Annotated in this window: 27 protein-coding genes, 2 tRNA genes, 1 other RNA gene, 1 riboswitch and 1 other annotated feature; of the genes, 23 read left to right on the plus strand and 7 right to left on the minus strand. The window is 39.6% G+C overall.

Translation table 11 applies throughout. The features are described 5' to 3' along the window. The first annotated feature begins 188 nt into the window (after positions 1-188). From N780_RS04550 to N780_RS04570, 5 genes are all read left to right on the plus strand, one after another. On the plus strand, positions 189-1,520 hold the full coding sequence (locus tag N780_RS04550) for a serine hydrolase (RefSeq protein WP_438942499.1): 1,332 nt from the start codon (positions 189-191) through the stop codon (positions 1,518-1,520). Positions 1,521-1,626: 106 nt separating this feature from the next. Then, positions 1,627-2,511 (plus strand): pyridoxal 5'-phosphate synthase lyase subunit PdxS, encoded by an 885-nt coding sequence (pdxS, locus tag N780_RS04555; protein ID WP_036780592.1) that lies wholly within the window; start codon positions 1,627-1,629, stop codon positions 2,509-2,511. A 21-nt stretch (positions 2,512-2,532) separates the two neighbouring features. After that, complete coding sequence (gene pdxT / locus N780_RS04560) at positions 2,533-3,123, plus strand: pyridoxal 5'-phosphate synthase glutaminase subunit PdxT (RefSeq protein ID WP_036780599.1); 591 nt, start codon at positions 2,533-2,535, stop codon at positions 3,121-3,123. A gap of 38 nt (positions 3,124-3,161) precedes the next feature. Further along, positions 3,162-3,387 (plus strand) — a binding site (T-box leader). Between the two features lie 62 nt (positions 3,388-3,449). Then, on the plus strand, positions 3,450-4,724 hold the full coding sequence (serS, locus tag N780_RS04565) for a serine--tRNA ligase (RefSeq protein WP_036780602.1): 1,275 nt from the start codon (positions 3,450-3,452) through the stop codon (positions 4,722-4,724). Positions 4,725-5,017: 293 nt separating this feature from the next. Next, positions 5,018-5,110, plus strand: a tRNA-Ser gene (locus N780_RS04570). A 286-nt stretch (positions 5,111-5,396) separates the two neighbouring features. On the opposite strand, the gene N780_RS04575 is transcribed toward N780_RS04570, so the two are convergent. Both N780_RS04575 and N780_RS04580 read right to left on the minus strand, forming a co-directional pair. Next, positions 5,397-6,077 (minus strand): deoxynucleoside kinase, encoded by a 681-nt coding sequence (locus tag N780_RS04575; RefSeq protein ID WP_036780606.1) that lies wholly within the window; start codon positions 6,075-6,077, stop codon positions 5,397-5,399. Beyond that, positions 6,077-6,715, minus strand: coding sequence for a deoxynucleoside kinase (locus N780_RS04580; protein ID WP_036780608.1), 639 nt, complete (start codon positions 6,713-6,715; stop codon positions 6,077-6,079). Before N780_RS04580 ends, N780_RS04575 begins: the two co-directional genes overlap by 1 nt. Positions 6,716-6,926: 211 nt before the next feature. On the opposite strand from N780_RS04580, the gene N780_RS04585 reads away from it, so the two are divergent. Beyond that, a tRNA-Arg gene (locus N780_RS04585) sits at positions 6,927-6,999 on the plus strand. 139 nt (positions 7,000-7,138) lie between these two features. Beyond that, positions 7,139-7,651, plus strand: a complete 513-nt coding sequence (locus N780_RS04590; RefSeq protein ID WP_052114886.1) for a site-2 protease family protein — start codon at positions 7,139-7,141, stop codon at positions 7,649-7,651. On the opposite strand, the gene N780_RS04595 is transcribed toward N780_RS04590, so the two are convergent. Then, positions 7,652-8,251 carry a hypothetical protein gene (locus N780_RS04595; RefSeq protein WP_036780610.1) on the minus strand — a complete coding sequence of 200 codons (600 nt, stop codon included), beginning with the start codon at positions 8,249-8,251 and terminating at the stop codon, positions 7,652-7,654. Positions 8,252-8,426: 175 nt separating this feature from the next. Here N780_RS04595 and N780_RS04600 point away from each other — a divergent pair, with 175 nt between their 5' ends. Genes N780_RS04600 through N780_RS04610 form a run of 3 tightly spaced genes read left to right on the plus strand, consistent with a single transcriptional unit; the run spans position 8,427 to position 11,118 of the window. Next, entirely contained in the window at positions 8,427-9,173 is a 747-nt protein-coding gene (locus N780_RS04600; protein WP_036780613.1) for a gluconate 2-dehydrogenase subunit 3 family protein, read from the plus strand. A gap of 15 nt (positions 9,174-9,188) precedes the next feature. Next, entirely contained in the window at positions 9,189-10,901 is a 1,713-nt protein-coding gene (locus tag N780_RS04605) for a GMC family oxidoreductase (protein WP_036780615.1), read from the plus strand. 25 nt (positions 10,902-10,926) lie between these two features. Then, entirely contained in the window at positions 10,927-11,118 is a 192-nt protein-coding gene (locus N780_RS04610; RefSeq protein WP_036780617.1) for a twin-arginine translocase TatA/TatE family subunit, read from the plus strand. Between the two features lie 383 nt (positions 11,119-11,501). Here N780_RS04610 and queF read toward each other — a convergent pair whose 3' ends face one another. Continuing rightward, entirely contained in the window at positions 11,502-11,999 is a 498-nt protein-coding gene (queF, locus tag N780_RS04615) for a preQ(1) synthase (protein ID WP_036780620.1), read from the minus strand. Between the two features lie 66 nt (positions 12,000-12,065). Further along, a riboswitch (PreQ1 riboswitch) is annotated at positions 12,066-12,110 on the minus strand. A 145-nt stretch (positions 12,111-12,255) separates the two neighbouring features. Here queF and aldA point away from each other — a divergent pair. The 6 genes from aldA (at position 12,256) to N780_RS04645 (ending at position 19,512) form a co-directional block, all read left to right on the plus strand. After that, positions 12,256-13,704: an aldehyde dehydrogenase gene (aldA, locus tag N780_RS04620; RefSeq protein ID WP_036780638.1), complete on the plus strand. Its 1,449-nt coding sequence runs from the start codon at positions 12,256-12,258 to the stop codon at positions 13,702-13,704. Positions 13,705-13,927: 223 nt separating this feature from the next. Continuing rightward, on the plus strand, positions 13,928-15,643 hold the full coding sequence (gene acsA / locus N780_RS04625) for an acetate--CoA ligase (protein ID WP_036780640.1): 1,716 nt from the start codon (positions 13,928-13,930) through the stop codon (positions 15,641-15,643). 465 nt (positions 15,644-16,108) lie between these two features. Continuing rightward, complete coding sequence (locus N780_RS04630; RefSeq protein ID WP_036780642.1) at positions 16,109-16,549, plus strand: Rrf2 family transcriptional regulator; 441 nt, start codon at positions 16,109-16,111, stop codon at positions 16,547-16,549. Positions 16,550-16,761: 212 nt separating this feature from the next. After that, positions 16,762-18,078 (plus strand): lysine N(6)-hydroxylase/L-ornithine N(5)-oxygenase family protein, encoded by a 1,317-nt coding sequence (locus N780_RS04635; RefSeq protein WP_036780644.1) that lies wholly within the window; start codon positions 16,762-16,764, stop codon positions 18,076-18,078. 75 nt (positions 18,079-18,153) lie between these two features. Next, positions 18,154-18,666, plus strand: coding sequence for a type 1 glutamine amidotransferase domain-containing protein (locus N780_RS04640; protein ID WP_036780646.1), 513 nt, complete (start codon positions 18,154-18,156; stop codon positions 18,664-18,666). Positions 18,667-18,753: 87 nt separating this feature from the next. Then, positions 18,754-19,512, plus strand: coding sequence for a DUF3891 family protein (locus N780_RS04645; RefSeq protein WP_036780648.1), 759 nt, complete (start codon positions 18,754-18,756; stop codon positions 19,510-19,512). A 3-nt stretch (positions 19,513-19,515) separates the two neighbouring features. On the opposite strand, the gene N780_RS04650 is transcribed toward N780_RS04645, so the two are convergent. The 3 genes from N780_RS04650 to N780_RS04660 form a co-directional block, all read right to left on the minus strand. Beyond that, positions 19,516-20,097: a DUF421 domain-containing protein gene (locus N780_RS04650; RefSeq protein ID WP_036780651.1), complete on the minus strand. Its 582-nt coding sequence runs from the start codon at positions 20,095-20,097 to the stop codon at positions 19,516-19,518. A 199-nt stretch (positions 20,098-20,296) separates the two neighbouring features. Continuing rightward, positions 20,297-21,583, minus strand: a complete 1,287-nt coding sequence (locus N780_RS04655; protein WP_036780653.1) for a glycoside hydrolase family 18 protein — start codon at positions 21,581-21,583, stop codon at positions 20,297-20,299. A 69-nt stretch (positions 21,584-21,652) separates the two neighbouring features. Next, positions 21,653-22,186 carry a cysteine hydrolase family protein gene (locus N780_RS04660; protein WP_036780654.1) on the minus strand — a complete coding sequence of 178 codons (534 nt, stop codon included), beginning with the start codon at positions 22,184-22,186 and terminating at the stop codon, positions 21,653-21,655. A gap of 74 nt (positions 22,187-22,260) precedes the next feature. Here N780_RS04660 and tadA point away from each other — a divergent pair, with 74 nt between their 5' ends. The 7 genes from tadA to N780_RS04690 all read left to right on the plus strand — a co-directional run bounded on the left by tadA (position 22,261) and on the right by N780_RS04690 (position 26,467). Continuing rightward, on the plus strand, positions 22,261-22,740 hold the full coding sequence (tadA, locus tag N780_RS04665) for a tRNA adenosine(34) deaminase TadA (protein WP_036780655.1): 480 nt from the start codon (positions 22,261-22,263) through the stop codon (positions 22,738-22,740). Positions 22,741-22,847: 107 nt separating this feature from the next. Further along, an RNA gene (ffs, locus tag N780_RS19415) (signal recognition particle sRNA large type) lies at positions 22,848-23,113 on the plus strand. Positions 23,114-23,270: 157 nt separating this feature from the next. Then, complete coding sequence (dnaX, locus tag N780_RS04670; protein WP_036780656.1) at positions 23,271-24,971, plus strand: DNA polymerase III subunit gamma/tau; 1,701 nt, start codon at positions 23,271-23,273, stop codon at positions 24,969-24,971. Between the two features lie 13 nt (positions 24,972-24,984). Then, positions 24,985-25,299 carry a YbaB/EbfC family nucleoid-associated protein gene (locus N780_RS04675; protein WP_036780665.1) on the plus strand — a complete coding sequence of 105 codons (315 nt, stop codon included), beginning with the start codon at positions 24,985-24,987 and terminating at the stop codon, positions 25,297-25,299. A gap of 11 nt (positions 25,300-25,310) precedes the next feature. Then, positions 25,311-25,907 carry a recombination mediator RecR gene (gene recR, locus N780_RS04680; RefSeq protein ID WP_036780666.1) on the plus strand — a complete coding sequence of 199 codons (597 nt, stop codon included), beginning with the start codon at positions 25,311-25,313 and terminating at the stop codon, positions 25,905-25,907. A gap of 13 nt (positions 25,908-25,920) precedes the next feature. Then, complete coding sequence (locus tag N780_RS04685; protein WP_036780667.1) at positions 25,921-26,139, plus strand: YaaL family protein; 219 nt, start codon at positions 25,921-25,923, stop codon at positions 26,137-26,139. A gap of 64 nt (positions 26,140-26,203) precedes the next feature. Then, entirely contained in the window at positions 26,204-26,467 is a 264-nt protein-coding gene (locus N780_RS04690; RefSeq protein WP_036780668.1) for a pro-sigmaK processing inhibitor BofA family protein, read from the plus strand. Positions 26,468-26,862 lie beyond the last annotated feature (395 nt).

The raw sequence follows: 26,862 nt of genomic DNA on the forward strand, positions 1-26,862 counted from the left end.
TTGTCACTTGCTTCATTGTAATAGTTCTCTACATATCAGAGGGTTTGATGTGAATGATGAGGATGTTAAACATATAGCGTATAGGAGATAGGTTCCGCCATAACGGGCGGAAAGTCTGTTTCTCTATTAAGTCGTCCTATGATAAAATAGCGTCATATGTATACTATCTTTTTGGAGGTTGAAGGACGTTGAAAACTAGATTAAAAGTACCCTTTATCATGCTATTAATGGTACTTGTATTATTTACTTCCGTGATAACGAAACCGATTACAATTTCGGCAGAGGTAGATGTGCAAGCTAAAACAGCCATTCTAGTAGATGCGGAAAGTGGGAAAATACTATTTGAGAAAGACGCAGATGTAGCATTGCCACCCGCTAGTATGACAAAAATGATGACCGAATACTTAGTATTAGAAGCCATTAAAGAAGGAAAAATTAGTTGGGATACTACGACTCAAATTACAGACTATCCATACAGCATCTCAGCTGATCCGGCTTTCTCTGGTGTAGGGTTAAAACAGAATAAGGATTATACAGTCAGAGAGCTCTATGAAGCTATGGCAATTAATTCTGATAATGCCACGACGATTGCGTTGGCAGAACTTGTTGCAGGTTCAGAAGGTGACTTTGTTAAAATGATGAATGATAAGGCAGATGAACTCGGACTGCCGGACGCAACATTTGTTAACTCAACTGGATTGTCAAACACAGACTTGGGAGAAAATGTTCCAAAAGGTACGGAGCCCAATGCGGATAACCTAATGTCTGCTCGTTCTGCAGCATTGTTAGCCTATCGTTTAATTAACGACCACCCAGATGCTCTTGAAGTCTCTAGTATGACGACTACTGAGTTCGAGGGAGATAGAATTGAGAACTTAAACTGGATGCTTCCAGAGATGCCTGGATACTTATCTCAGTTTGGATACGAAGGTATGGACGGACTGAAGACAGGATGGACGGATTTAGCTGGGTACTGCTTTACAGGAACTGCTGAAAGAGACAGCCAGCGTCTGATTTCTGTAGTCATGAAAACTGATAGTAAAGAAGCTCGTTTTGAAGAAACGAGAAAATTATTGGATTATGGTTTCAACCAGTTTGAAAAGAAAGAACTATATCCTAAGGCGTATCAAATTGAAGATAAAAAGACAGTTCCTGTAACCAAAGGGAAAGAAGATACTGTTCAAATTGCTTCAAATGCGCCACTTACGACCATGATTGAAAAAGGTACAGAGGATCAATACAGTGTAGAGTACAAACTTGATCAATCAGCTTTAAACGATGAGGGTGAACTAACTGCTCCTATTAAGAAAGGACAACAAGTAGGTTCAGTTACGTTGGTGAATAGTGAAAAGAATTATGGGTATATTACTGCCGATGGTGAACAGAACGAAAGTGTTGAACTTGTGACAACAGATAAAGTGGAAAAATCCAATTGGTTTATGCTCATGATCGGAGCCATTACAGGTTTCTTTGCTGATATCTTTACTAGTGTTGTAGATACTGTGAAAGGTTGGTTCTAAACCTAGTAAATTTGTAGGCTTTTAGAGTGGTTTGTTATACAATATTTTTAAGAGAGTTTAGCTCTATGAATAACTATGATGCACATTCGGAGTAGGAGGAATATTCATGTCAAGAACAGGTACAGATCGTGTTAAAAGAGGTATGGCAGAAATGCAAAAAGGCGGCGTCATTATGGACGTTGTAAATGCAGAGCAAGCTAAAATTGCTGAAGAGGCTGGTGCTGTCGCAGTTATGGCACTCGAGCGTGTTCCGGCAGATATCCGTGCAGCAGGCGGAGTTGCTCGTATGGCTGATCCAACCATAGTTGAAGAGGTAATGAACGCTGTATCGATCCCGGTAATGGCAAAAGCTCGTATTGGGCATGTGGTAGAAGCTCGCGTATTAGAGTCTATGGGCGTGGACTATATTGATGAGAGTGAAGTACTAACACCGGCAGATGAAGTCTTCCATATTAAGAAGAATGATTATACTGTTCCATTCGTTTGTGGTTGTCGTAATCTTGGTGAAGCAACGCGCCGTATTGGTGAAGGGGCATCTATGCTACGCACTAAAGGCGAACCTGGAACAGGAAATATTGTAGAAGCGGTTCGTCACATGCGCGAAGTTCAATCTCAGATTCGCCAAGTAATCAGCATGAATGAAGATGAGCTAATGACTTATGCTAAAAACATAGGAGCACCTTATGAACTTCTTCTTCAGATTAAAGAAGAAGGTCGTCTACCTGTTGTAAACTTCGCTGCAGGAGGAATTGCAACACCTGCTGACGCAGCCTTGATGATGCAATTAGGTGCAGATGGTGTGTTTGTTGGTTCTGGAATCTTTAAATCCAATAACCCAGAGAAATTTGCTCGTGCTATTGTAGAAGCAACAACTCACTATGATGATTATAAACTAATCGGAGAACTTTCTAAGGGTCTTGGAACTGCTATGAAAGGTATGGAGATGTCTACACTTCAACCTTCCGATCGCATGCAAGATCGCAGCATGTAATTGATAAAAGGGGAATGCATCATGACTGTAATTGGTGTCTTAGGTTTACAAGGGGCTGTGCGTGAGCACGTACGCTCTATAGAAGCGAGCGGAGCTCAAGCCATAGTTGTAAAGCGTACATCTCAACTGGATGATATTGACGGTCTGATATTACCGGGTGGTGAGAGTACAACAATGCGCCGTTTAATCGATAAATATGGCTTCTTTGAGCCATTACAACAGTTCGGACAAAGTGGCAAACCAATCTTTGGAACATGTGCTGGCTTAATTTTATTAGCCGAAAGAATTCAAGGACAAGATCAACCACACCTTGGTTTAATGAACATGATCGTTGAACGAAATGCGTTCGGGCGCCAAAGGGAGAGCTTTGAAGCTTTCATAGATATTAAAGGCGTTGCTAAAGAGTATGAAGCTGTTTTTATCCGGGCACCATACATTGTAGAAGTCGGTGAGGGTGCCGAAGTTCTAGCCAAGCAAAATGATAAAATCGTTGCGGCTCAGGATGGTCATTATCTCGCATGTGCTTTTCACCCGGAGTTAACAGATGACCATCGTTTAACCAAACATTTTGTGCAAATGGTTGAAGAATCGAAGAAAACACTTGCATCTTAGCAAGAAATTCGCTATTCTTCTTCATAACAACAAATATACGAAACGTGATGATAGGAAATAGTAACAACGTGGCCTTCTACAGAGAACTGGTGGGTGGTGCAAACCAGTGAAGGAGCGTTGCCAATCCATCCTTGAGCAGATATGCCGAAAGGACAAGTAAGCATATCCGGTGCTGACGCATCGTTACTGAAAAGTAAGCCGGAAGGTGATTTATGCCTTCAATAAGGGTGGCATCGCGGGAATATACAAACTCTCGTCCCTAATCAGTTGATTAAGGGGCGGGAGTTTTTTTTGTATGCAGTATACATCTATAAGGAGGAAATAACATGTTAGATCTAAAATACTTACGTAATAATTTTGATGAAGTAAAAAACAAGCTTCAAAATCGTGGTGAAGACCTGTCAGACTTAGATACATTCGGGGAACTTGATGAGCGTCGTCGCGAGTTAATTCGTGAAACAGAAGAACTTAAAGCAAAACGCAATGAGGTATCTAAAGATATTTCTGCATTAAAAAAGGAAAAGAAAGATGCTGATCATTTAATTACAGAAATGCGTGAAGTAGGGGACCGCATTAAAGAACTAGATACAGAACTAAAAGAAGTAGAGGAACGTCTAGAAACGCTTCTTCTTTCTATCCCAAATATTCCTCATGAAAGCGTACCGGTTGGAAGCGATGAGGAGGATAACCAAGTTGCCCGCGAGTGGGGAGACATTCCTGAATTTTCGTTTGAACCTAAAGCACACTGGGATGTGGCTGATCATTTAGACATTTTAGATTTTGAAAGAGCATCTAAAGTCACAGGTAGTCGCTTTACATTCTATAAAAAGTTAGGTGCCCGCTTAGAGCGCGCTCTGATGAGCTTTATGATGGACTTACATGCAGAAGAGCATGATTATGAGGAAATGCTACCTCCTTACATGATTAATCGCGCAAGCATGACTGGTACTGGTCAACTTCCTAAATTTGAAGAGGACGCTTTTAAAGTAGAGGAATGGGATTATTTCTTAGCGCCTACAGCAGAGGTTCCTGTTACGAACTATCATCGTGAGGAAATTCTGTCCACTGAAGACCTGCCGCGTAAATATGTAGCATTCAGTGCTTGTTTCCGTTCTGAAGCAGGATCTGCTGGTCGTGACACGCGTGGTTTAATTCGTCAGCACCAATTCAATAAAGTAGAGCTAGTGCAATTTGTGAAACCTGAAGAGTCTTATGATGCGCTTGAGCAGCTTACAGGTCATGCAGAGAAAGTTCTTCAGCTGTTGAAACTTCCTTATCGTGTAATGGATATGTGTACAGGTGACCTTGGTTTCACTGCAGCCAAGAAGTATGACATCGAGGTTTGGTTACCAAGTTACAATACGTATCGTGAGATCTCTTCTTGCTCAAACTTTGGAGATTTCCAAGCACGTCGTGCAGGCATTCGCTTCCGTCGTGATCAAAAAGGAAAGCCTGAATTTGTGCATACACTAAACGGTTCTGGACTAGCTCTTGGACGTACAGTAGCAGCAATATTAGAGAACTATCAAAAAGAAGATGGTTCCGTAGTAGTTCCAGACGTACTTCGTCCTTACATGGGTGGTAAAGACGTCATTCAATAAACACAATGTATATGGTTAAAAAAACATACCTGTTATTAAAGAGAAGGGGCTTATCATCTAAGCCCTTTCTTTTTTCAATAGTAGAAACCATTCATAAGTGGAGTGAGACCATAATTCTATTAAAAATTTTAATAAAACCCTTGTATTATATCCTTGATTCAGGTAGAATTATTTTTGTTGTTGTTTTCAGCACATTTAAGTGCGATCGACACCATTCAACATTTTATAAAAAATTGTTGAATGCCATTGACTTTAGTAATATACAATGTTATATTATTAATTGTCGCTAATACGGAGGAGTACCCAAGTTCGGCTGAAGGGAGCGGTCTTGAAAACCGCCAGGGGGTTAACGCCCCGCGGGGGTTCGAATCCCTCCTCCTCCGCCATTTTTTATGCGCGTAAAAATTGGAGATTGAAAAATCACAAACGATATAGATCAACCTCAGTGAGTAATCACTGAGGTTTTTTTGATGGTCTTTTATAATATGCTTGGTCAAGAATAAGGAAGCGATCTTGAAGCCTCTAAGCTTGAGAGAATGTTTCCATCTGTTTTTGTGTAGAGAAAGGTGGTCTTCCAGCCAGACCAACCACTTTTAAAGTAACGGACCTGCAAATTCAGAGATCATAAAAAAAGTGTGAGCTTTTCCTTTAGATAGGAAAGCTCACACTTTTTTACGTTAGTTGGCGAGAGCGCCATTTACGGGATTGCTGGATGAAATGACCGATCTTTTCTAAGATAGGTTCAATGGAATTCTCATCATTAACAACGTCATAATCAGCGATATTAAGACGTAGAACAGGGCATGCATTGAAGTTATCAATCCAGTTCTCGTAACGGCCAAACATTTCTTCCCAGTATTCGACAGGAGTTTGTTGCTCCATAGGGCGTCCGCGTTCTTTAATACGGCCTACCACATCATCAAATGAACCTTCTAGGTAAATGAGAAGGTCAGGGTGAGGGAAGTAAGGTGTCATGACCATGGCATCAAACAGATTTGTATAGGTGTTATAGTCTACTTCGTTCATTGTACCTTTTTCATAGTGCATTTTTGCGAAGATGCCCGTATCTTCATAAATAGAACGGTCTTGGATGAAGCCACCGCCGTATTCGAAAATTTTCTTCTGCTCTTTAAACCGTTCAGCTAAGAAATATATTTGTAGATGAAAACTCCAACGTTCAAAGTCATTATAAAACTTATCCAAATATGGATTTGTGTCTACTTTCTCAAATGACGTTCGAAAATTTAAGGCACTGGCTAGAGCGTTTGTCATCGTTGACTTTCCAACGCCGACGGTGCCCGCAATTGTAATGACGGCGTCATGTGGAATGCCATATTGGTTGCGTGCATTCATTATATAACTTCCCCTTTTTTAAAGTGATTCTCTATTGTTTGAATCATATAATCTAAATCATCCTGATGTTTAACAAAATCGAGATTATCTCCGTTGAAGCGGATCACTGGAATATCTGGATGCTCACGTTCGAATTTCTCCATAAATAACTCGTAATCTCGAAGTAATTGTTCTAAATAACTCGCTTGAATATTTTGTTCCACTTCACGCCCACGCATTCTAATACGTTCAAGTAGCTTATCAAGACTAGCGTGTAAATAAATAATCATATTTGGGCGAGGCATATCCTTAGTAAGAATATCGTATATTTGAACATACTTTTTATATTGTGCTTCTTTTAACGTTCTCTCAGCAAAGATTAAGTTCTTAGAAATATGATAATCAGAAATAACAGGTTTGTTCTGATTCAAATAGTACGTTTCAATATCCTCTAGTTGTTTAAATCGATTACACAGGAAGAACATTTCTGTTTGAAAACTCCACTCTTCAATGTTGTCATAGAATTTACCTAAGAATGGATTTTCTTCTACGATTTCTTTCAACAGTGTATATTCAAATTGGGAAGCCAATTTTTGAGCTAATGATGTTTTACCTACCCCAATTGGTCCTTCTACTGCAATAAAGGGAGTATTCCCCATCTCTCCTCCTCCTTCGCCAACAGTATTACTCTATACGTTCAGACAGACAAACTACATTTTATCATAATCAACCCGCGTAAGTAACGGTCATAACCTCTAAAATTCATTCCATATGTAGGTTGTGCGATTTGCTTGTATACCATGTATTGAGCTAAGAACTGAAACTTTTCAAAAGCATAACTTTTCTATATAATAGAAAATATATTCTCGTGGCTCCGTAGCTCAGGGGATAGAGCATAGGTTTCCTAAACCTTGTGTCGCAGGTTCGAATCCTGCCGGGGTCATCTCATAAGAAAAAGCTGTCCATATTGGGCAGCTTTTTCTTTATATTCCCTATTTTAGGATAGTGTTCCTAGTTTAATGTTTTCTTTGAAAAGGAATCCAACCCACATGACTATTTTACCGCAAAGGAGAGCAATTAAAATGTTTGGGTTGTACGATATTTTGTATCTTATGGTTTCCATCTTTATTATACTGCCCATTGTGTCTATGATCCATGAGATCGGACACTTGTTCTTTGCGGTGCTTTTTAAAGCGAAAAATCAAACGTTAGATATTGGTTGCGGTAAACCTATACTGCAAATTGGACGACTATGTTTTCGTAAGTATTATTTCTTTTATAGCTGGTGTCAGTTTGAACGCCTCGAAAAGAACTCGCGTATTCACTATATCCTCGTATACGCTGGCCCTATGATTTTTAATATCATGGTAGCAATAGGGGTCAATGCCCTAATTTATTATGATCTTATTGAAGGACAGAAATTCTGGAATCTCTTTGTTTATTATTCCATTTATTTTGTTATGTTCGATGCGATCCCTATGCGTTATCCGGATGGACAACCAAGCAATGGTTTAGTTGTATTTGAGATGTTGAAAGATGGAAAGAGGGCAACCTTTCAGAAGGAGCAGTGGGCAGAAGAGGATTTAAACTGTTAATTATTCTTCTGGTTCAATGAAGATTGTTCTCATGGGGACATCTGCTGCTTCTATGTAAGCGTATATCTTATTTCTGTAGTCAAAGAAGTCTCTGTCATTTTGCACGGTAAAATGTGACCCATCTTTACCAATAAACTGATGCTCTTTTAATGTGACTGTGTTGTTCTCTCGGGTAGTGATCTTAATAACTTCTTTCATATCTGTCCATTCCATATCCGTCCGTTCTAAGGTGAATGCTTCATTAAAGTGTAGACCTTTAGGATCAAAATAGAAGTAACTGTTTATTCCTAATGTGCATGTAAGAATAACCGCAGGGATTCCCAAGAAAAACATCCAAGGCCTGTGCTTTAGATTCTTGTTTTCTCTTCTTGAGTTATATAACAAATCTAAAAGAAACGTCCCGGCCATTAACATACAGCCTGCAAAGAATAATACATAAGCAGATAGCAATGGTTGAAAGTAGATATGATCTCTAGAAAAGAAAAAGATATCTTGGAAGAAGATCACCAGAAATAGTGGAAAGAAGAAGCTCCCAATAACAAATATAACAATCATACCAACCTTAATGGGCTTGCTATCTTGCCCGATCATAGCCTTCAATTAAACTCCCCCTCTTGCAATCTCTCTCTATTTGCAGGTGCATAATATAGAAAAAATTTTAACATATTTTTACTGATGCTTAAAACTTTTAAGCATCTTTTTTATTTTGGAGAGTATAACAGTTTTTTCTAGAGCAATACTGTTGAAAAAACATCTATGTTATGGAGGGCTACACATGAGCGAGCAAGAGAAATATAGTCGCCGGGACTTTTTAAAGAAAAGTGGTTACGCAGCAGGTGGTGTAGTTGGTGGAGGATTGTTAGCTAGCTTCATTACGATGCAAGTTATGGAAGATGATCCAAAAACCAAAAATCAATCAGATGGTGGAAGTGATGATCAATTTAATGATGCCTTTATGTTTTTCACAAACCGTGATGACTTTAGGGTGCTAGCTTCTAGCTGCGAGAGAGTTTTTCCTGAGGATGAGAATGGTCCAGGAGCTATTAAGCTAGGGGTGCCGTTCTTTATTGATCATCAACTCGCAGGCCCATGGGGTAATAATACAAAAGAATATATGCAAGGGCCTTTCTATAAAGGTGAACCAACCCAAGGGTATCAGTCTCGTATGAATCGTGGCGAAATCTTCCGTATGGGGATTAAGAAGTTAAAGGAAAAGAGTCAATCTGATTACCAGAAGAGTTTTCAGGAGTTAAGTACAGAAGAACAAGACAAGATTTTAACAGCTTTTGAAAATGATGAGGTGAAGATGACTGGAACGACTTCTGCTGAGTTTTTTGAACTGATGCGAGCGGCTACTATTGAAGGTGTATATGCAGATCCAATGTACAGTGGTAATCGCAACATGGAAGGTTGGAAGATGAAACAGTTCCCGGGCGCTCAAATGTCTTATATCGGTAAAATTGAGAGCGATAAATTCGTAGATATAGAGCCGCAAAGTTTGCATTCTATGTTGAATAAATAGAAAGGCGGAGATCATATGGCAAAGACGTTGCCAAAAGTTGATGTTGTAACAGTAGGAGTAGGCTGGACGGGCGGTATTTTAGCAGCTGAACTAGCTAAGGATGGTATGAAAGTAGTGGGGCTTGAGAGGGGAAAAGAACGGTCAACTGAAGATTATTTGCATGGGCACGATGAGTTACGTTATGCACTCCGTTACGAATTAATGCAAGACACTTCAAAAGAAACCATTACGTTTAGGAATAACCGTAAACAACGTGCTCTGCCTATGCGCCAACTAGGTTCCTTCCTTTTAGGAGAGAATCTTGGTGGAGCAGGTGTGCATTGGAATGGGCAAACGTACCGCTTTTTCCCTTATGATTTCGAAATTAAATCAATGACAGAAAAGAAGTATGGGAAAGGTAAAATTAAGGATGGCTACTTTGTTCAGGACTGGGGCATTACATACGATGAGTTAGAGCCCTATTATGATCAGTTTGAGAAAGCCTGCGGAATATCAGGGGAAGAGAACCCTATGGCAGGTAAACGAAGTAATCCTTATCCAACACCACCCATGAAAAGTACTCGTTCACTTGATAAGTTTGCAGAAGCTACAAAGGAATTAGGGTACAAGCCTTATAGAATTCCATCAGCAAACCTTTCTGAACCATATAAAAATCAGTATGGGTTGCAGATCAATGCATGTCAGTACTGCGCATTTTGTGAGCGATTCGGATGTGAATATGGAGCAAAGTCGGATCCAGTAATCTCAGTTATTCCAGCTGCCCAGGAATCTGGAAACTATGAGATCCGATACCATTCCAACGTAACTGAAGTAATTTATGATGGAAGCAAGGTAACGGGCGTAAAGTATGTAGACGTACAAAGTGGCGAGGAATTTATTCAACCTGCTGAGGTCGTTGCGCTTACCTCATATGTTATGAATAATGTGAAATTCTTATTGATGTCAGACATCGGTCAAAAATATGATCCCAAATCAGGCCAAGGTGTTGTAGGGCGTAGCTATTGCTATCAAATCCTTCCTGGAGCTACAGGCTTTTATGAGGAAGAGCAGTTCAATACCTTTATGGGAGCCGGTGCGCTTGGGACTTCAATCAATGATTATTATGGTGATAATTTCGATCATTCTGAACTGGATTTCATTCATGGAGGCGTTATTTCTATTACCCAAACAGGGAAACGTCCAATTGCTAACAATCCAACTCCTCCGGACACACCAAGGTGGGGGAAAGAATTTAAAAGCAACTCGATTAAATATTATACACGTACGCTAACAATTGGGTCACAAGGTGCGTCTCTACCTTATAAAGAGAATTTCTTAGATCTTGATCCCACATACAAAGATGCATATGGACTACCGCTATTACGTATGACTTATAACTTTACAGATCAGGATAAGAAACTTCAAAAGTATATTACTCAAAAAACAGCAGAAATCTCAGAAAAAATGGGGGCTTCTAAAACAGTTCCAAACCCAGAATTAACAGATTACAGTATTGTACCTTACCAAACGACGCATAATACAGGCGGAGCCATAATGGGCGCAGATCCGAACAGCTCTGTTGTGAATAGTTATTTACAGCATTGGAATGCTGAGAACTTATTTGTGGTAGGAGCTTCAGCCTTTGCTCATAATGGTGGTGTGAACCCGACGGATACAGTAGGCGCACTTGCTTATCGTGCTGCTGAGGGTATTAAAAAGTATCGTAAAAATGGTGGTTCTCTCGTTTAATTCTAAACAAAAGGAGTGAAGCCTTATGCTTCCTCAGATCGGAATCCCTGGTTTAGTGCTGATTTTGATTCTATCTCTCATATTATTTGGCCCGAAGAAGCTGCCTGAGATCGGTGCAGCATTTGGGAAAACCTTAGCTGAATTTAAGCAATCTACGAGGGAATTATTAGATGATGAAGAAGAGCCTAAAGCACTGAAGGAATCTAAAGAAGAGTAGTAAAAAGCCAAGTACAGATTTGTACTTGGCTTTTTGGTGTTTAGCTCTGGCGGGGAGGGCCTAGCGAGATAAGCAATCTACTTCCAGTCTGCTGAGCAGACTTGCAGCAGCTTCCTCTTTACCTTGGTCAGTCGCCTATGCTTTTCTAGTGTCTAGCTCCGGGGGCTAGGGGCTAGCGAGATAAGTAAACTACCTGCAGTGGCTAATCGCCACTTCCGGCAGTTTACTTATCCGTACGCCCCTGGGCAAGCCCCCTGCGCTTTTCTAGTGTCTAGCTCCGGCGGGGAGGGCCTAGCGCGATAAGCAATCTACTTCCAGTCTGCTGAGCAGACTTGCAGCAGCTTGCTTATCCGTACGGCCCTGGGCACCCCGCCTGCGCTTTTCTACCTATTATCTATAGTTTCTGGGTACATATCATGATTCATCAGGCGGTGTTCGGCCATTTTTTCGTATTTGGTGTTGGGTTTTCCGTAGTTGCAGTATGGGTCGATGGATATGCCGCCTCTTGGGGTGAATTTGCCCCATACTTCAATATAGCGAGGGTCCATGAGTTCGATTAGGTCGTTCATGATGATGTTCATACTGTCTTCATGGAAGTCTCCGTGGTTACGGAAGCTGAAAAGGTATAGTTTTAAGGATTTGCTTTCCACCATCTTTTCGCCTGGGATGTAGCTTATATAGATCGTTGCAAAGTCAGGTTGTCCTGTTTTAGGGCACAGTGTTGTGAATTCAGGGCAATTGAATTTAACGAAATAATCGCGCTTAGGATGCTTGTTATCAAATGATTCTAAGACTTCTGGATCGTAGTCAAAAGAGTAACTTGTTCCTTGGTTGCCAAGTAACGTAACCCCTTCTAGTTCTTCATCTTTTCTTCCTGCCATTGTTCGTCACCACTTTCTCAAAGAACAAAAAAAGAGGATGTCTTCATTAAGCGAAGATCCACCTCTTGTTCTTTAGTTTTTTATAGAGGGTTTAGCTAGAACCTCTCCCGAATCGGAATGTTCTATACTTTTAATAACCTTAGTATATAAGTGGCAGAGAAAGGTGTCAACGAACGCCTTTACAACCTATTAAATAGTTTTGGCTTTCAGATAAAGAGGTAAATTCTTGGAGAACATTCATTTAAGGAGGATGATCATGCAAACTCATAAGTTATACATTAACGGCGAATATGTTAATTCCACAGGTAGTGAATATATTGATATTATAAACCCATCAACTGAAGAATTGATCTCAAGAACCCCTAAGGGGACAGAAGAAGATGTAAATAGAGCTGTTGAAGCAGCATTTAATGCCCAAAAGGAGTGGGAGTTAACTCCTGCTATTAAGCGAGGCGAAGCGGTACGTGAAATGGGTGATAAGATTGCTGAGAAACGTGACACCTTTATCCAGTTATTGCAAGAAGAGCAAGGGAAAGCCTATGAACTAGCAAGTGGAGAAGTGGATCTTGCGATAGATTACTTCCGGTACATGTCAGAATGGGCACGTAGAATTGAAGGTGAAATTGTACCAAGTGACCGCCCGAATGAAAATATTATGGTCTATAAAAAACCTATTGGTGTTGTTGCTGGTATCGTTCCTTGGAACTTCCCTATATTTATCTTAGCTCGTAAAGTTGCTACGGCCCTTGTAACAGGTTGTTCTATTGTATTAAAACCAAGTCAACAAACACCTAATACAGCAGCAGAATTCACAAAAATTATTGATGAAATGGATCTGCCGAAAGGGATTTACAATTTCATTACCGGCACCGGTGGGAAACTAGGTAATGCAATGGCCACTCATGAAAAGGTTCATATGATCTCTATGACTGGTAGTGTCGGAGCTGGTACGAAGGTGATGGAAGCTGCTGCTCAAAACATCACTAAAGTAAATCTCGAGTTAGGGGGTAAAGCACCGGCGATCGTTACGGCTAATGCTGATTTAGACGTAGCAGTTGAGAATGTTACACGATCTCGTTTAATTAACAACGGACAGGCTTGTACAAATGCCGAAAGAGTATATGTACATGAGAGTGTCGCAGAAGAATTCATAAATCGTCTTCATCAATCATTCGAGAAACAAAAGTTAGGTAATCCACTTCAGGACAAAAATGCTGATGTAGGCCCGTTAATTAGTGAAGACCGTATACAGGAAGTTGAGAAGATGGTAGAGAGTGCCGTAAATGAAGGTGCACGTATTGTTACAGGAGGAAAACGTGGAGATCAGGAAAAAGGGTTCTTCTATGAGCCAACTATTTTAGCTGATGTTACACATGATATGACTGTAATACAAGAAGAGATCTTCGGGCCTGTTATTCCGATTTCTACTTTCTCAACAATAGATGAAGCTATTGAAAAAGGAAATGATACTGATTATGGTCTTTCTTCTTCCGTTTATACAGAAGATTTAAGTGAAGCAATGCGTATTGTAAATGAACTTAAGTTTGGTGAAACGTATGTAAACCGTGAGAATATGGAATCTGTTCAAGGTTATCACCAAGGACTTCGTAAATCCGGTATAGGCGGTGCTGATGGTAAGCACGGTTTAGAAGACTTCCTTGTTACCCAGGTTGTTTATATGGATTATAACTCAAAGAAAAAATAAAAGATTATGATGTTAAGAGTCCTGTGAGGTGATCCTTACAGGACTTTTTTCTGATTTTAATAAGTTATTCCAATTATTGTGAGGGTTATGGCTTTAAATTTACAATTGAATCACATACAATAGAATTAATTAACGGAATTTTTAAATAGTTTAAGCTCAAAGCGATTTTCTCTTTTTTTAATGAGAACTGTAATCGTTTACAAAATGGGGACGAGGTGATTGGATGAACATGCAACGTATTGAGACCAAAAGTGGAAATTTCAACATGACTGACTATGAAGAAACGTATCAGAAATTTAATTGGGATGAAGCTAAATCCAATTTTAGTTGGCATACGACAGGGAAAGCAAATATTGCGTATGAAGCCATTGATCGTCATGCTGAAAACCCAGATAAAGCGGATCAAATTGCTCTTATTTATTCTGCCCCTGATCGAGAAGAGAAGCTAACTTTTACTGATTTAAAACAATCAAGCAACCAATTTGCTAATGTACTGAAAAAACATGGGGTAGAAAAAGAAGATCGAGTCTTTTTGTTCATGCCTCGTAGTCCGGAGTTCTATGCGTCATTTCTAGGAATTCTAAAAGTCGGGGCCATTGCGGGACCTCTCTTTGAAGCATTTATGGAACAAGCGGTTCGTGACCGATTAGAAGATAGTGAAGCTTCTATGTTAGTCACCACACCTGAATTATTAGAGCGTGTACCTTTTAGTGATTTACCTCATTTGAAGAAGGTTGTCTTAGTTGGTGAGTCAGATCAAAAAGGAGAAGCTTACATTGATTATCATGCTGAGATGAATGAGGCTTCTAAAAGCTTTGATGTAGAATGGGTCGATCTAGAAGATGGTATGCTTCTCCATTATACTTCTGGTTCAACAGGCAAGCCAAAAGGAGTTTATCACGTTCACAATGCAATGCTTCAGCATTATCAAACAGGTAAATGGGTGCTGGATTTGAAAGAAGACGATATCTACTGGTGTACAGCCGATCCGGGTTGGGTGACTGGTACGAGTTATGGAATCTTTGCTCCATGGCTGAACGGTGTGACAAACCTAGTTCGTGGTGGACGCTTTAGTCCTGAACAATGGTACGAAACATTGCAAGAAAAAGAAGTCACCGTTTGGTATTCAGCTCCTACAGCATTTCGTAAATTGATGAGTGCTGGGGAGGATATTGTGAAAGAGTATAATCTAACAAACCTCCGACATGTTCTGAGTGTGGGTGAACCTTTAAACCCAGAAGTTATTGCCTGGGGAATGAGTGCTCTGGAGCTTCGCATCCATGATACATGGTGGATGACTGAAACTGGTGGGCAATTGATTTGTAACTTCCCGGCCCTTGATATGAAACCAGGTTCCATGGGCAAACCTTTCCCTGGTATTGTGGCTTCTATTATTGATAATGAAGGGAACGAACTTCCTCCAAATCAGATGGGGAACCTAGCCATTAAGGCACCTTGGCCGTCTATGATGCGAGCAATCTGGAAGCGACCTGAGAAATATGAGAGCTACTTCTTAAATGGCTGGTATATATCCGGAGATAGTGCGTACAAGGATGAAGAAGGATACTTTTGGTTCCAGGGTCGATTAGATGATGTTATTAATACTTCTGGAGAACGAGTGGGACCATTTGAAGTAGAAAGTAAATTGATTGAACACCCTGCAGTATCAGAGGCAGGCGTTATTGGTAAACCAGATCCTGAGCGAGGAGAGATCATTAAAGCATTTATTACTTTGAATGATGGATACTCTGAGTCGGAAGAGTTACTTGAGGAGATTCGTCAGTTTGTTAAGAAAGGGTTAAGTGCTCATGCTGCGCCTCGTGAATTAGAAGTAAAAGATACAATCCCTAAGACCCGAAGTGGTAAGATTATGAGAAGACTATTGAAATCATGGGAGCTAGGACTACCTACAGGAGATGTTTCAACTCTAGAAGAATAAATAACCAAAAAAGCTGTTCCAAATGGAACAGCTTTTTATACTTAGGTTACGGTTGAATGAATCTTCCTCTCTATATTGCCACTTGTAAACCTTATATCCTTAAGTCACCTTCATTATTACGCTCTTCCCCTTGAAGTTACCCTAATAATACAAAAATGGAATTAACCTTTATAATTAGCAATCCCCCCACTGCTGCTGAGTGGGGGATTTGTAGTTATGAGTAAAATGTGTATTTTATAGTATATTTAATTTAGTATAATAATTTTACACTAAAATCACAGTTTGAGAGCATTGTGAAGTAAATATATTATTTTTTATAGAATGTTAATAATTACTTTCAATGTTGATGTATCAGTATTTGTATATAAATTCAAGTAAAAAATCTCTTCTTTACTGTTCGTTTGCACTCAAATTTTTTGCTATAATAATATAACAAAAACAGACGGCGATAAAGGAGCAGAATGCATGCGTCTAAAAAAGTACACGGATTACTCTTTAAGGGTTCTTCTTTATGTAGGTTCTAAAGAACAAGATCATCTATCTTCGATTAAAGAAATTTCTCAAGCATTTGATATCTCCCAAAACCACTTAAGCAAAGTGGTTTTTCACCTCGGAAAATTAGAGTTAATTCAAACAATTCGAGGGAGGTCAGGTGGGATTAAGCTATTAGAACGACCTGAAAATATAAATTTAGGGGACGTCATTCGTAAAATGGAGAGTGACTTTGTCCTAATTGATTATGTTCAGTCTGGTTCTAAAGAGGAAGATCTAAAACCATCTGGTCAATTGAAGTATGCTTTAGAAGAGGCCTTGCAGTCATTTTTCTACGTTTTAAATCAGTACACACTAAAGGATCTTCTTCATGAAAATGAAGAAGTAAATAAAATACTCCATTACGAAGCATAACTATATAGACCATCACAAAATGAGGGAGATCTTATGATACTCGCAGGCTCTATGAACCCTAGAGAGTAACGGCCATCACACTCGTTCTTCTTTACTTGTCGAATCTATATCTAAAAAGAGTAACTTCTAACATATAGAGGTTACTCTTTTTGTTTTATTTTCCTGATATTGAGGGAAAATGAAGAAGACTCTCTACTAAAGGTGGATTAAGAATGTCTAATCAATTGTATGATGTAATCGGTGTTGGGGTAGGACCCTTTAATTTAGGATTGGCGGCACTAATAGAACCAGTGGAAGATTTAAACGGATTGTTCTTTGAGCAAACTGACCAATTGGAATGGCATCCCGGAATGTTGATTAAAGGGACAAATTTACAGGTGCCATTTCTGGCTGATTTAGTGACATTTGCTGATCCAACGAGCCGCTTTTCGTTCGTGAATTATTTACATAAGCAAAATCGCTTGTACCCATTTTTCTTTTTCCAAGAACTTCAAGCTCCAAGGGAAGAATACAATGAGTATTTGCAATGGGTAGCAGGTCAGTTGGGTAACTTACACTTCAGTAAAAGGGTTGTAGACGTTGAGGAACTTCAGGGTGATGGGTCCCATTATTATAAAGTAATGGTAGAAGATATGAACACAGGTGAAATAGAACATTATAACGCAAAGCATATTGTGATGGGAACAGGTAGTACTCCTCTTATCCTAGATGGAATGGAAGGTTTGCCTGAAGAGGATGTTGTGCACACGAGTCGCTATTTATATAAAAAAGAAGAGATCGTGAAAGGAGACAAAATTACGGTAATAGGGTCAGGACAAAGTGCTGCTGAGATAGTAGAAGATCTTTTGACAGAACAGGGGCATTATGGCTACGAGATCACATGGCTCACACGTTCACCTGGACTCTTTCAATTAGACACGGCTAAGTTACCGCAGGAGTTCTTTTCCCCAGATTATGTAACTTATTTCAATTCTTTAACGTACGAACAAAGAAAGAACACTCTGTCTGATCTAGATTCTTTACAAAATGGAGTCGACCCTTCTACTCTTAGTAATATTTATAATTGGCTTTACCATCGTTCTATTGGTTCAAATCAAAATGATGTTACGATTCAACCTGTAACTGAAGTAAGTTCTATTGAGGAAAGTGGAGAAAGCTACATGCTACATTGTCATCAATGGCAAGCAGATGATACCTTCACTTATAATACAGACAAAGTTGTTTTAGCTACAGGGTATAAGCCTAATGTTCCCGATTGGTTTAACAATCGTTTCGCTGAAGGGGTTATCTATGAGGATGAGAACCTATTTAAGGTTGGGCGTAATTGTGAAATCGTATTTAAACAAAATCGTAATCATAAGATATTTGTTACTACAAATATCAGCCATTCCCATGGCACGGGGGCTAACAACTTAGGTCTTTCTGTCAGTAGAAATATAAAAATGATTAATACTATTGCTGGTAGGATGGTGTACCCAGAGGGTGAAGGGTCCATTTTTCAGCAGTTTCGAATGAGTGATAGACAATAACCTGTTCAATGGTTTAAAGAATTCTCGCAAGGGAAATATAGGAAATATAATTAAAGCAAAGGAGAGGAGATCATCATGAGTAAAATTGCATGTGTCGTAACAGAACTTTTTGAAGATGTAGAATACACAGATCCAGTTAAGGCATTTAAAGAAGCTGGTCATGAAGTTGTAACTATTGAGAAACAGAAAGGGAATAAAGTTACGGGTAAGCAAGGAAATGAATCGGTAACAATCGACCAAGGCATTGACGATGTGAAACCTGAAGACTTTGATGCTTTACTTATCCCAGGAGGCTTTTCCCCTGACCAATTGCGTGCAGATGAACGCTTCGTGAAGTTTGCTAAGCATTTCATGGATGAGAAAAAGCCCGTATTTGCCATTTGTCATGGTCCTCAGTTGCTTATTACAGCTAAATCATTAGAGGGACGTACAGCAACTGGCTTTACATCTATATCTGTAGATATGGAATATGCAGGTGTTCATTACAAAGATGAAGAGGTTGTAGTATGCGGTAATCAGCTTGTTACGAGTCGCCAACCTGATGATATCCCTGCATTTAATCGAGAATCGCTTAAACTATTGGCGTAAAGGTGAGAGAGTAACTAAATAGAGATAATAAAATCCTGCAACTAAATAGGTTGCAGGATTTTATCTAGTTAAGGAAGAGGGATGAATATGATCGTTGTAAGAGAACCTAATCATATACTATTATTTCAACAGCATCACCACGCTCTTGTGTCAGGGATCATGGCTAAGAAGTGGAAGGGGGATGAATTCGTGGGGGGAGAACCTAGAAGTGATGTAGAGTATGCAGTCGCCTACCATGATCGTGCTTGGATTCCTTTAGATCAAAAGCCCCGTTGGAATAATCATAAACAGCAACCGTATTCTTTCATTGATTTCCCTGAAGAAGAAAAGGTGATTGCATATCAAGGTGGGATTGATGAGGTTGAAGAACACTCTTCTTATGCGGCGGTAATGTGTAGCATGCATTATGCTTCCTTTTACTCGAGAACTGATACGTTATCAGAATCGGTCATAGAATTTTTACATAGTGAAGAAAGGAGAAGGGAACGCCTTCTTTCCTTTCTTTCAGAAGAAGCTCCTAACCTAAAGAAGCATTTAGACTTTCTTCAATTTTGCGATGACTTGTCTCTTTATTGTTGCATGAATCCACCTGGCGTGAAGAAGGAGAACGAGTTATCGTGGTTTCGGGATGGATTCCCCCAAACCTTTTCCATTGCTCCAAACGGTATAGAGGCAGAATGGATGGATGAAAAACATATTAGGGTTACCCCTTTCCCGTTCGAGGCCTCTTTTACAGTTTCTATTCCATATAAAAAAGTAAGTGACTCCATTACGGCTGACTTATGGGAGGATGCATTTAATTCAGCCGAGAGTGAGGTAAGGACCATTACTTTTATAGAAGGATAAAAGTTATTTTAGTTTTGGATCTGAGTGAAGTCCTTTGCTTGTCATTTCGTTAAAAATATCGTTATTTGGTTGGGGAGTTGGATTAGGTACTTGTTTAAGCATAGAAGGGTGGATCAGTCGCTTAAATTCCCCTATTGTTAATGGCTTCTCTTCCTCTTTTAAATCGTATCCTAACTGCCCGTTAGGTTCAATTGTTGCTGTTTGGATAGAGGATAGCTGTGTAATGCCTTGTTGTCTTACGAGCATCTCTAACTGGTCGACTGATAAACGGAGTTTTTTTAACTCTTTCGTTTGGAGCTGACCATTTTGAATGACAACCCTAGACTTTCCGGTCACTAACTTTTCCAGAGAGTTAAATTTCAGTTGTAGGTATTCAAGTATAATGAGAAATAGCACAAAGACCGAGGCTGCTACTATAGTACGCCAAACACTCGTTTCAATGATGGGTTGAATGATAATCGATCCAATTGAAATCATGATAACTGTTTGGCCTAAAGACATTTGCGAAATAGACTTTCTTCCTGCGAATCTCAGTAAACATACACCAGCTGTTATCATAAGGATAGATTTTAAAATGACAGACATCAAATAGCGCTCCTTTCGTACAATGATAGCTTGTGGTAAAGGAGCGATTTTTAGTACAAGAAGAAAAAATAAAATGATTATTTGTGGCTGATGCAAGATCTGCAAATTTAGGTTGAAACAGGTGTTTTGTAGAATGTGATAAAAAAAGGGAGCGCAAATATAGCGCCCCCTCTGTTTGACTTTATTAGGTACAGATACTTTATCGTTTAACCACATCAAATTGACTTTCGATTAACTGCCAGTTTTGAGGGAAAGGAAGGCCTAACTTCCAGTAACTCACACCCTTTAACCCCAGCTCCTTTACGAGATCAAACTTCGCTTGGATCGAGCGTGCATCTTCAAACCACACTTCATGCTTGTTTCCGTTAGCGTCCTTATACGTATAGAATGGAGCTTTAGCTTCTTCATCAAATTGAATTTCTACATTATTCTCTCTAGCCCTCCGAATTGCTTTTTGAGGAGATAGGGCTTCAGCAGGTTCATTCCCTTTTTTATATGGGAGCGTCCAGTCATATCCATAGAGATTTTGGCCGAGGAAGATTTTTTCTGCTGGCATAACGCTTAAAGCATACTCAACTACGTTTCGTACTGGATCGATTGGAGATACTGGCATAGGTGGACCGCCGCTATATCCCCACTCATACGTCATAAGCACGACGAAATCTGCAATTTCGCCATGGGTTTTATAATCATGAGCGCCATACCATGCTCCTGTTTGTTCAGCACTTTTTTTAGGAGCTAGTGCTGTTGACATTTGTAACCCTTCTGCAGAGAGACGCTTCTTCGCTTTTCGGAGGAAGTTATTGTAGTCTTCCTTTGTCTCTGGTGGGAGAAACTCAAAATCAAAATGAACGTCCCCAAATCCTTTATCTTTAGCTGTTTGTATAAGATTGCTGAGTAATGTATCTTGTAGATTTGTATCTGTTACAATGAGGCGTCCTAGTTCTTTGCTGAAACCACCTTCTTCAATATTGTTTACAACAAGCATCATTTCCACATTGTTTTCTTTGGCTATGGAAAAGTAGTCATTAAGTGGGGGTTCTATGAGTGAGCCGTCACGGTTAATCTCATAACTAAAAGGTGCTAAGTACGTAAGGGATTTAGCATGCTCCCTCACATATTCCTCTAACTCGGGTGATACTTTTTCACCATATGTTTCTGCATAGCCATTAAAGGCCGCTTCTACTTTTGGTTGCGGTGGAATATATAGACGTAAATTTAGAGGGAGAGGTTTATCGACAGGGATATTATTGATATTGGCTAGCTCCTGAGCTGTTAATCCATACTGTTTCGCAATAGAGAATAATGAATCCCCTTTTTTTACGAAATAGTAATCGCCTTGAACGGGAATAACCAAAGCTTGCCCAACGACTAAATTATTTGGTGCATCTAGCTCATTTGCTGTTACGATCTCCTCCATTGGAACGCTATACTGATTCGCTATACTATATAGACTTTCGCCTGAAGACACGACATGAATCTGCACACCATTGCCCCCTTTTTAAATGCTTAACTAATTAAGACTTATGTAAGAAGAGGGGGAAGTATGAGTAGATCATTTCTTGTGAATAGGTGAAATGTCCGCTTTTAAAACATTTTTCATCATCTTTAAAGCGTAGATGTTATCTTCTACGTCATTAGAGGCAATACAATCAGACGGAACGTGTAGGGTGTATTCTCGCATATAGGCATCATTTGCAGTAAATAGGACGCAAATATTACCCGCAATACCACTTATAATGAGGTGGTTTACATTTAATTCAACCAGAAGAGCTTGCAGAGCTGTTTGGTGAAAAGCAGAGTGCTTCGGTTTAATAAGGAAGTAATCCGATTCACTTGGGGCAATTTGTTTGAGAAAAGATTGGTTTTTCTCATTTGTACATGTATCAATAATACGGTTCAAATTTGCTTGCCACAGTTTGTAATGATCATTTATGTAGATAATAGGAAGGTTGTGCTTGTTGGCGTAAGCTTTTAATCGTAAAATATTTGGTAGCATAGTGTAACACTCTTTTAAAAGCAAGGATCCGTGTTGGAAGTTAAAATCATTAATGAAATCAATGAAGAGAATGGCAGTCTTTTTGGTCATATTAGATGAACCTCCCTTTAACTGTTATTCTTTCTAGAGTTTTGAGAATTAAACAAGTAAAGTGAAGTGATAACATGAACGATGTGGCATTTATGGAAATAGCTATAGAAGAAGCCAAGAAAGCGGAACAAAAAGGTGAGGTACCAATTGGTGCTGTCATTGTTAAAGATGGAGAAGTAATTGCTAGAGGGCACAACGTTCGAGAAACAGAACAATTAGCTTCTTCTCATGCTGAGTTTATTGCAATTGAAAGAGCTAACCAAGTTGTTGGGAGCTGGCGACTAGAAGAATGCACATTGTACGTCACGCTAGAGCCTTGTCCTATGTGTGCAGGAGCCATATTGCAATCTAGAATACCTCGTGTTATCTTTGGTGCATATGATCAAAAAGCAGGTTGTGTAGGTTCACTTATGAACTTGTTGCAAGATGATCGTTTCAATCATACATGTGAAGTGGTATCTGAAGTACTTCAACCTGAATGCAGTCGCCTTTTGACTGATTTTTTCCGCGAATTAAGAGCGAAGAAGAAGCGTCTGAAGAAAGATTTACAATAACTTACAGAACACAAACGCCATTTTTGTTTGCATTTTAAAGAAAAAGTAGATATACTAATTATTGCGCACTTAAAGAAGAGTGCACGAACAAATTGATAACAAGTTTGCCGTGCTAAGCGGGAAGGTAGCGGTGTCCTGTACTCGCAATCCGCTATAGCGAGGCCGAATTCCCACCCAAGGTGGGGCGGTTTCAAGGTCTGCCTTGAGGGATTGGTGTTGACACCCGGGTCCCGCACAATGGGAACCCGTAAACCCTGTCAGGTCCGGAAGGAAGCAGCAGTAAGCGGTCATTCCCGTGTGTTGCGGGACAGCCCGGGTCGAGCCATGAACTCAAGTAACGCTTGGGGCCGCCTCATCGACGGTGGGTGCACGGCGCCAATACATAAACTCAACTCACCTTTTTTAGGGTGAGTTTTTTATTATAGAAAAATACAATAGTAAACATCTAGGTTGAAGAGGGAAATAACTTTTGAAATGCCCCTCTTCATTTAGGTATAATGAGGAAGAAACCATAAAGGAGATTGGGAACAATGAGTTATCAGGCTTTATACCGGGTATGGCGTCCGAAAAACTTTTCTGATGTCGTTGGACAAACACATATAACACGCACATTACAAAATGCGACTGTCCAGAATAAGTTTTCCCACGCTTATTTGTTCTCAGGCCCTCGAGGGACAGGGAAAACAAGTGCAGCTAAAATATTCGCTAAAACGGTAAACTGTGAACGTTCTCCTGTTAAAGAGCCATGCAATGAGTGTTCAGCGTGTTTAGGTATTATGGACGGATCCATATCAGATGTTATTGAAATTGATGCGGCCTCTAATAACGGTGTAGAACAAATACGGGATATACGTGATAAGGTGAAATATGCACCAAGTTCTGTCCCTTATAAAGTGTATATTGTGGATGAGGTACACATGCTTTCTATTGGAGCATTTAATGCCTTGTTAAAAACGTTAGAAGAACCACCTAAACATGTTATCTTTATACTAGCAACTACAGAACCTCATAAAATCCCTCTCACCATCATATCCAGGTGTCAGCGTTTTGATTTCAAACGTATTTCACAGGGAGCACTTGTGGAGCGGATGGAACACATTGTGAATCAGGAACAAATTGATGTGACAAGGGAAGCATTAGAAGCCGTTGCTCTTTCTGCAGAAGGTGGTATGCGCGATGCGTTGAGCTTACTAGATCAGGCCATCTCCTACAGTGAAGCACAAGTAGGTATAGGTGATGTACTGGCCGTAACAGGATCCGTTTCTCAGCAAAAGTTAGCTACTATTGTAGAAACCCTGCAACAGAATGAAGTGAAGGAAACCTTACAGCAGGTAGATTCCCTCATCCAAGAGGGGAAAGACCCAGGGCGTTTTATCTTTGATCTTATCTACTACTTAAGAGACCTCCTTCTTTATCAAAGTGCACCAGGGCTTGAAGATATTCTTGAACGTGCTATACCAGATGAGTCGTTTAAGCAGTTAAGTGGTTCTATCACCTCTGACTGGATTCAACAAACAATATCTGTCCTAAATCAGTGCCAACAAGAGATGAAATGGACAAACAGCCCGAAAGTTTTTATTGAGATTGCTATGTTGAATATTTGTGATATTCAGGGTGTAGCAAAACCAGTAGCTCAATCTCAGTCTTCAATTGAACCAGAATCTGTTCAAAAGCTTCAACAACAAGTTGAGGCATTGGAAAAGCGGTTAGCCAATGTTCAACAGCAACCGGCAGCCTCTCCTTCTCCTGCGGAACCAAAACGCCCGCAGCAAAAGTCGAATAGAAAGAATGCTTATAAGATTCCGTTCGAACGAATTCGACACGTTATGAATGAGGCTTCTAAACAAGATTTACAAACGATTAAAAACCAGTGGGCTAACTTTATGGATTCTCTTAGACAGACGAGTCCGCCAGCTCATGCAAGGTTAATGAATAGTACACCAAGAGCTGCATCTGACAATGCAATTGTCTTGTCCTTTAAGTATGAAATTCACTGCTCACTCGCTCTTGAAAACCAAGCCATTATCCAGCAGCAGTTGCTTGAGTTTATGGGGAAAGAAATTACCATCATTCCAATCCCTGAAACGAATTGGCAAGAGATGCGTGAAGAGTATGTCCAGAAGCAACGTCAACAAGATCAACCAGAAGAGGAATCTCAACAGGAAGATCCACTTATAGCTGAAGCGCGTAAGTTAGTTGGCGATGATTTATTAGATATTCAAGAAGACTAAAGGAGGTATTGCCATGAAAGGTAATATGAATAATATGATGAAGCAAATGCAGAAAATGCAAAAGAAAATGATGAAAGCTCAAGAGGAACTACACGAGATGAGCTTTGAAGCTACAGCTGGTGGCGGAGTTGTCAAAGTAGTAGCTAATGGTAAGAAAGAAATCACGGATGTAGAAATCCAAGAAGATGTTGTAGATCCTGATGATGTTGATATGCTACAAGATCTAATCCTTGCAGCTACAAATGATGTATTAAAGCAAGTAGATGATAAAACGAACGATACAATGGGGCAATTTACTAAAGGAATGAATATGCCTGGAATGTTCTAGGAGGAATTGAGATGTACTATCCGGAACCCATCTCCAAATTGATCGATAGTTTTACGAAATTGCCAGGGATTGGGCCCAAGACGGCTGCGCGCCTGGCTTTTTTCGTATTAGAAATGCAAGAAGATGATGTTTTAGACTTTGCTAAAGCATTAGTGAGTGCTAAGAGAGAACTAACTCACTGTTCTACATGTGGCCACATTACCGATCAGGATCCTTGTGCCATTTGTCAGGATGAACAACGCGATTCTAGTGTAATCTGTGTAGTTCAAGATCCTAAAGATGTAATTGCTATGGAAAAAATGAAAGAGTTCAGTGGCAGGTATCACGTATTGAACGGGGCTATCTCTCCTATGGATGGAATTGGACCAGAGGATATTAATATCTCGAGCCTAATCAACCGTCTTCAAGATGAAGGGGTTCAAGAACTCATCATTGCTACAAACCCTAATATAGAGGGAGAAGCTACAGCAATGTATATTTCGCGCCTAGTAAAACCGGCTGGTATCCGTACCACAAGAATTGCTCACGGGTTACCTGTGGGTGGCGATCTTGAATATGCCGATGAAGTTACATTATCAAAAGCATTAGAAGGAAGAAGAGAATTGTAAAAGAGGGGACATCATGTTTAGACGTAAAAGGATCAAGAAAAAAGAATGCGATCAACAGCTTCTGGATCAAATCCAACGTCTCAAGCAAGAATGGGAATCTCTTGAGCGAATAATGGAGCACAGTATTGATGCAAGTGATAAAGGTATAATGGATTTGCATTTAGTAGAAGCGAAATACTTCTACTTATTAAAAGAAGCAAGGAAAAGAGAAATAAGAGCCATGAATCAATGATTTTGTCATTTCCCCCTGGGTTTGTTCATACATTTAATGTAGGACAGGCAAAGGGGGATTTATTTTGGATACTACAGTCATTATTATAAGCGTAGTCTTGATGATCGGCGTCTTGCTGATAGCGGGTGCTCCTTTAAAACCACTGCGTTTTTTAGGAAGTGGAGCAATTAAGGTTGTTATCGGTGTCTTATTCTTGTTCTTTTTCAATGTATTTGGTGCTTCTCTTGGAATCCACATTCCTATAAACGTATTCACAGCTTTCGTTTCAGGGTTTTTAGGGCTTCCTGGACTAGCCTCACTTGCTGCAATTCAAATGTTTGTTGTTTAATAGTAAATGCTACTAACGAAAGAAAAACCCGCTATGAGCGGGTTTTTCTTGTTTTTATGTACTTTTTTAATAAAAAAACCAAAAAAATATAGAAAAACCATTGCGCTATAAAATACAGCGTGGTATATTTATATATGTCGCATTGAGAGCGGCAAAACAAAACGATTTCGAAAGGCGCAAGTTTCTTATTATACTAGAAACAATCGCCAACTTCTATAAGGAGTTAGAAATCAGGTTAAAAAAAGAGATTATAACTTTTTTAAAAAAAGTTATTGACTCAAAAATAACCATGTGTTACGATAATTAAGTCGCTGTTAAACGGTGGACAAGTTATACAAACACTTTTAAAGAAACATTTGATCTTTGAAAACTGAACGAAACAACATGTAACGTCA

It is taken from the genome of Pontibacillus chungwhensis BH030062 (assembly GCF_000770675.1).
GTDB lineage: Bacteria > Bacillota > Bacilli > Bacillales > BH030062 > Pontibacillus > Pontibacillus chungwhensis.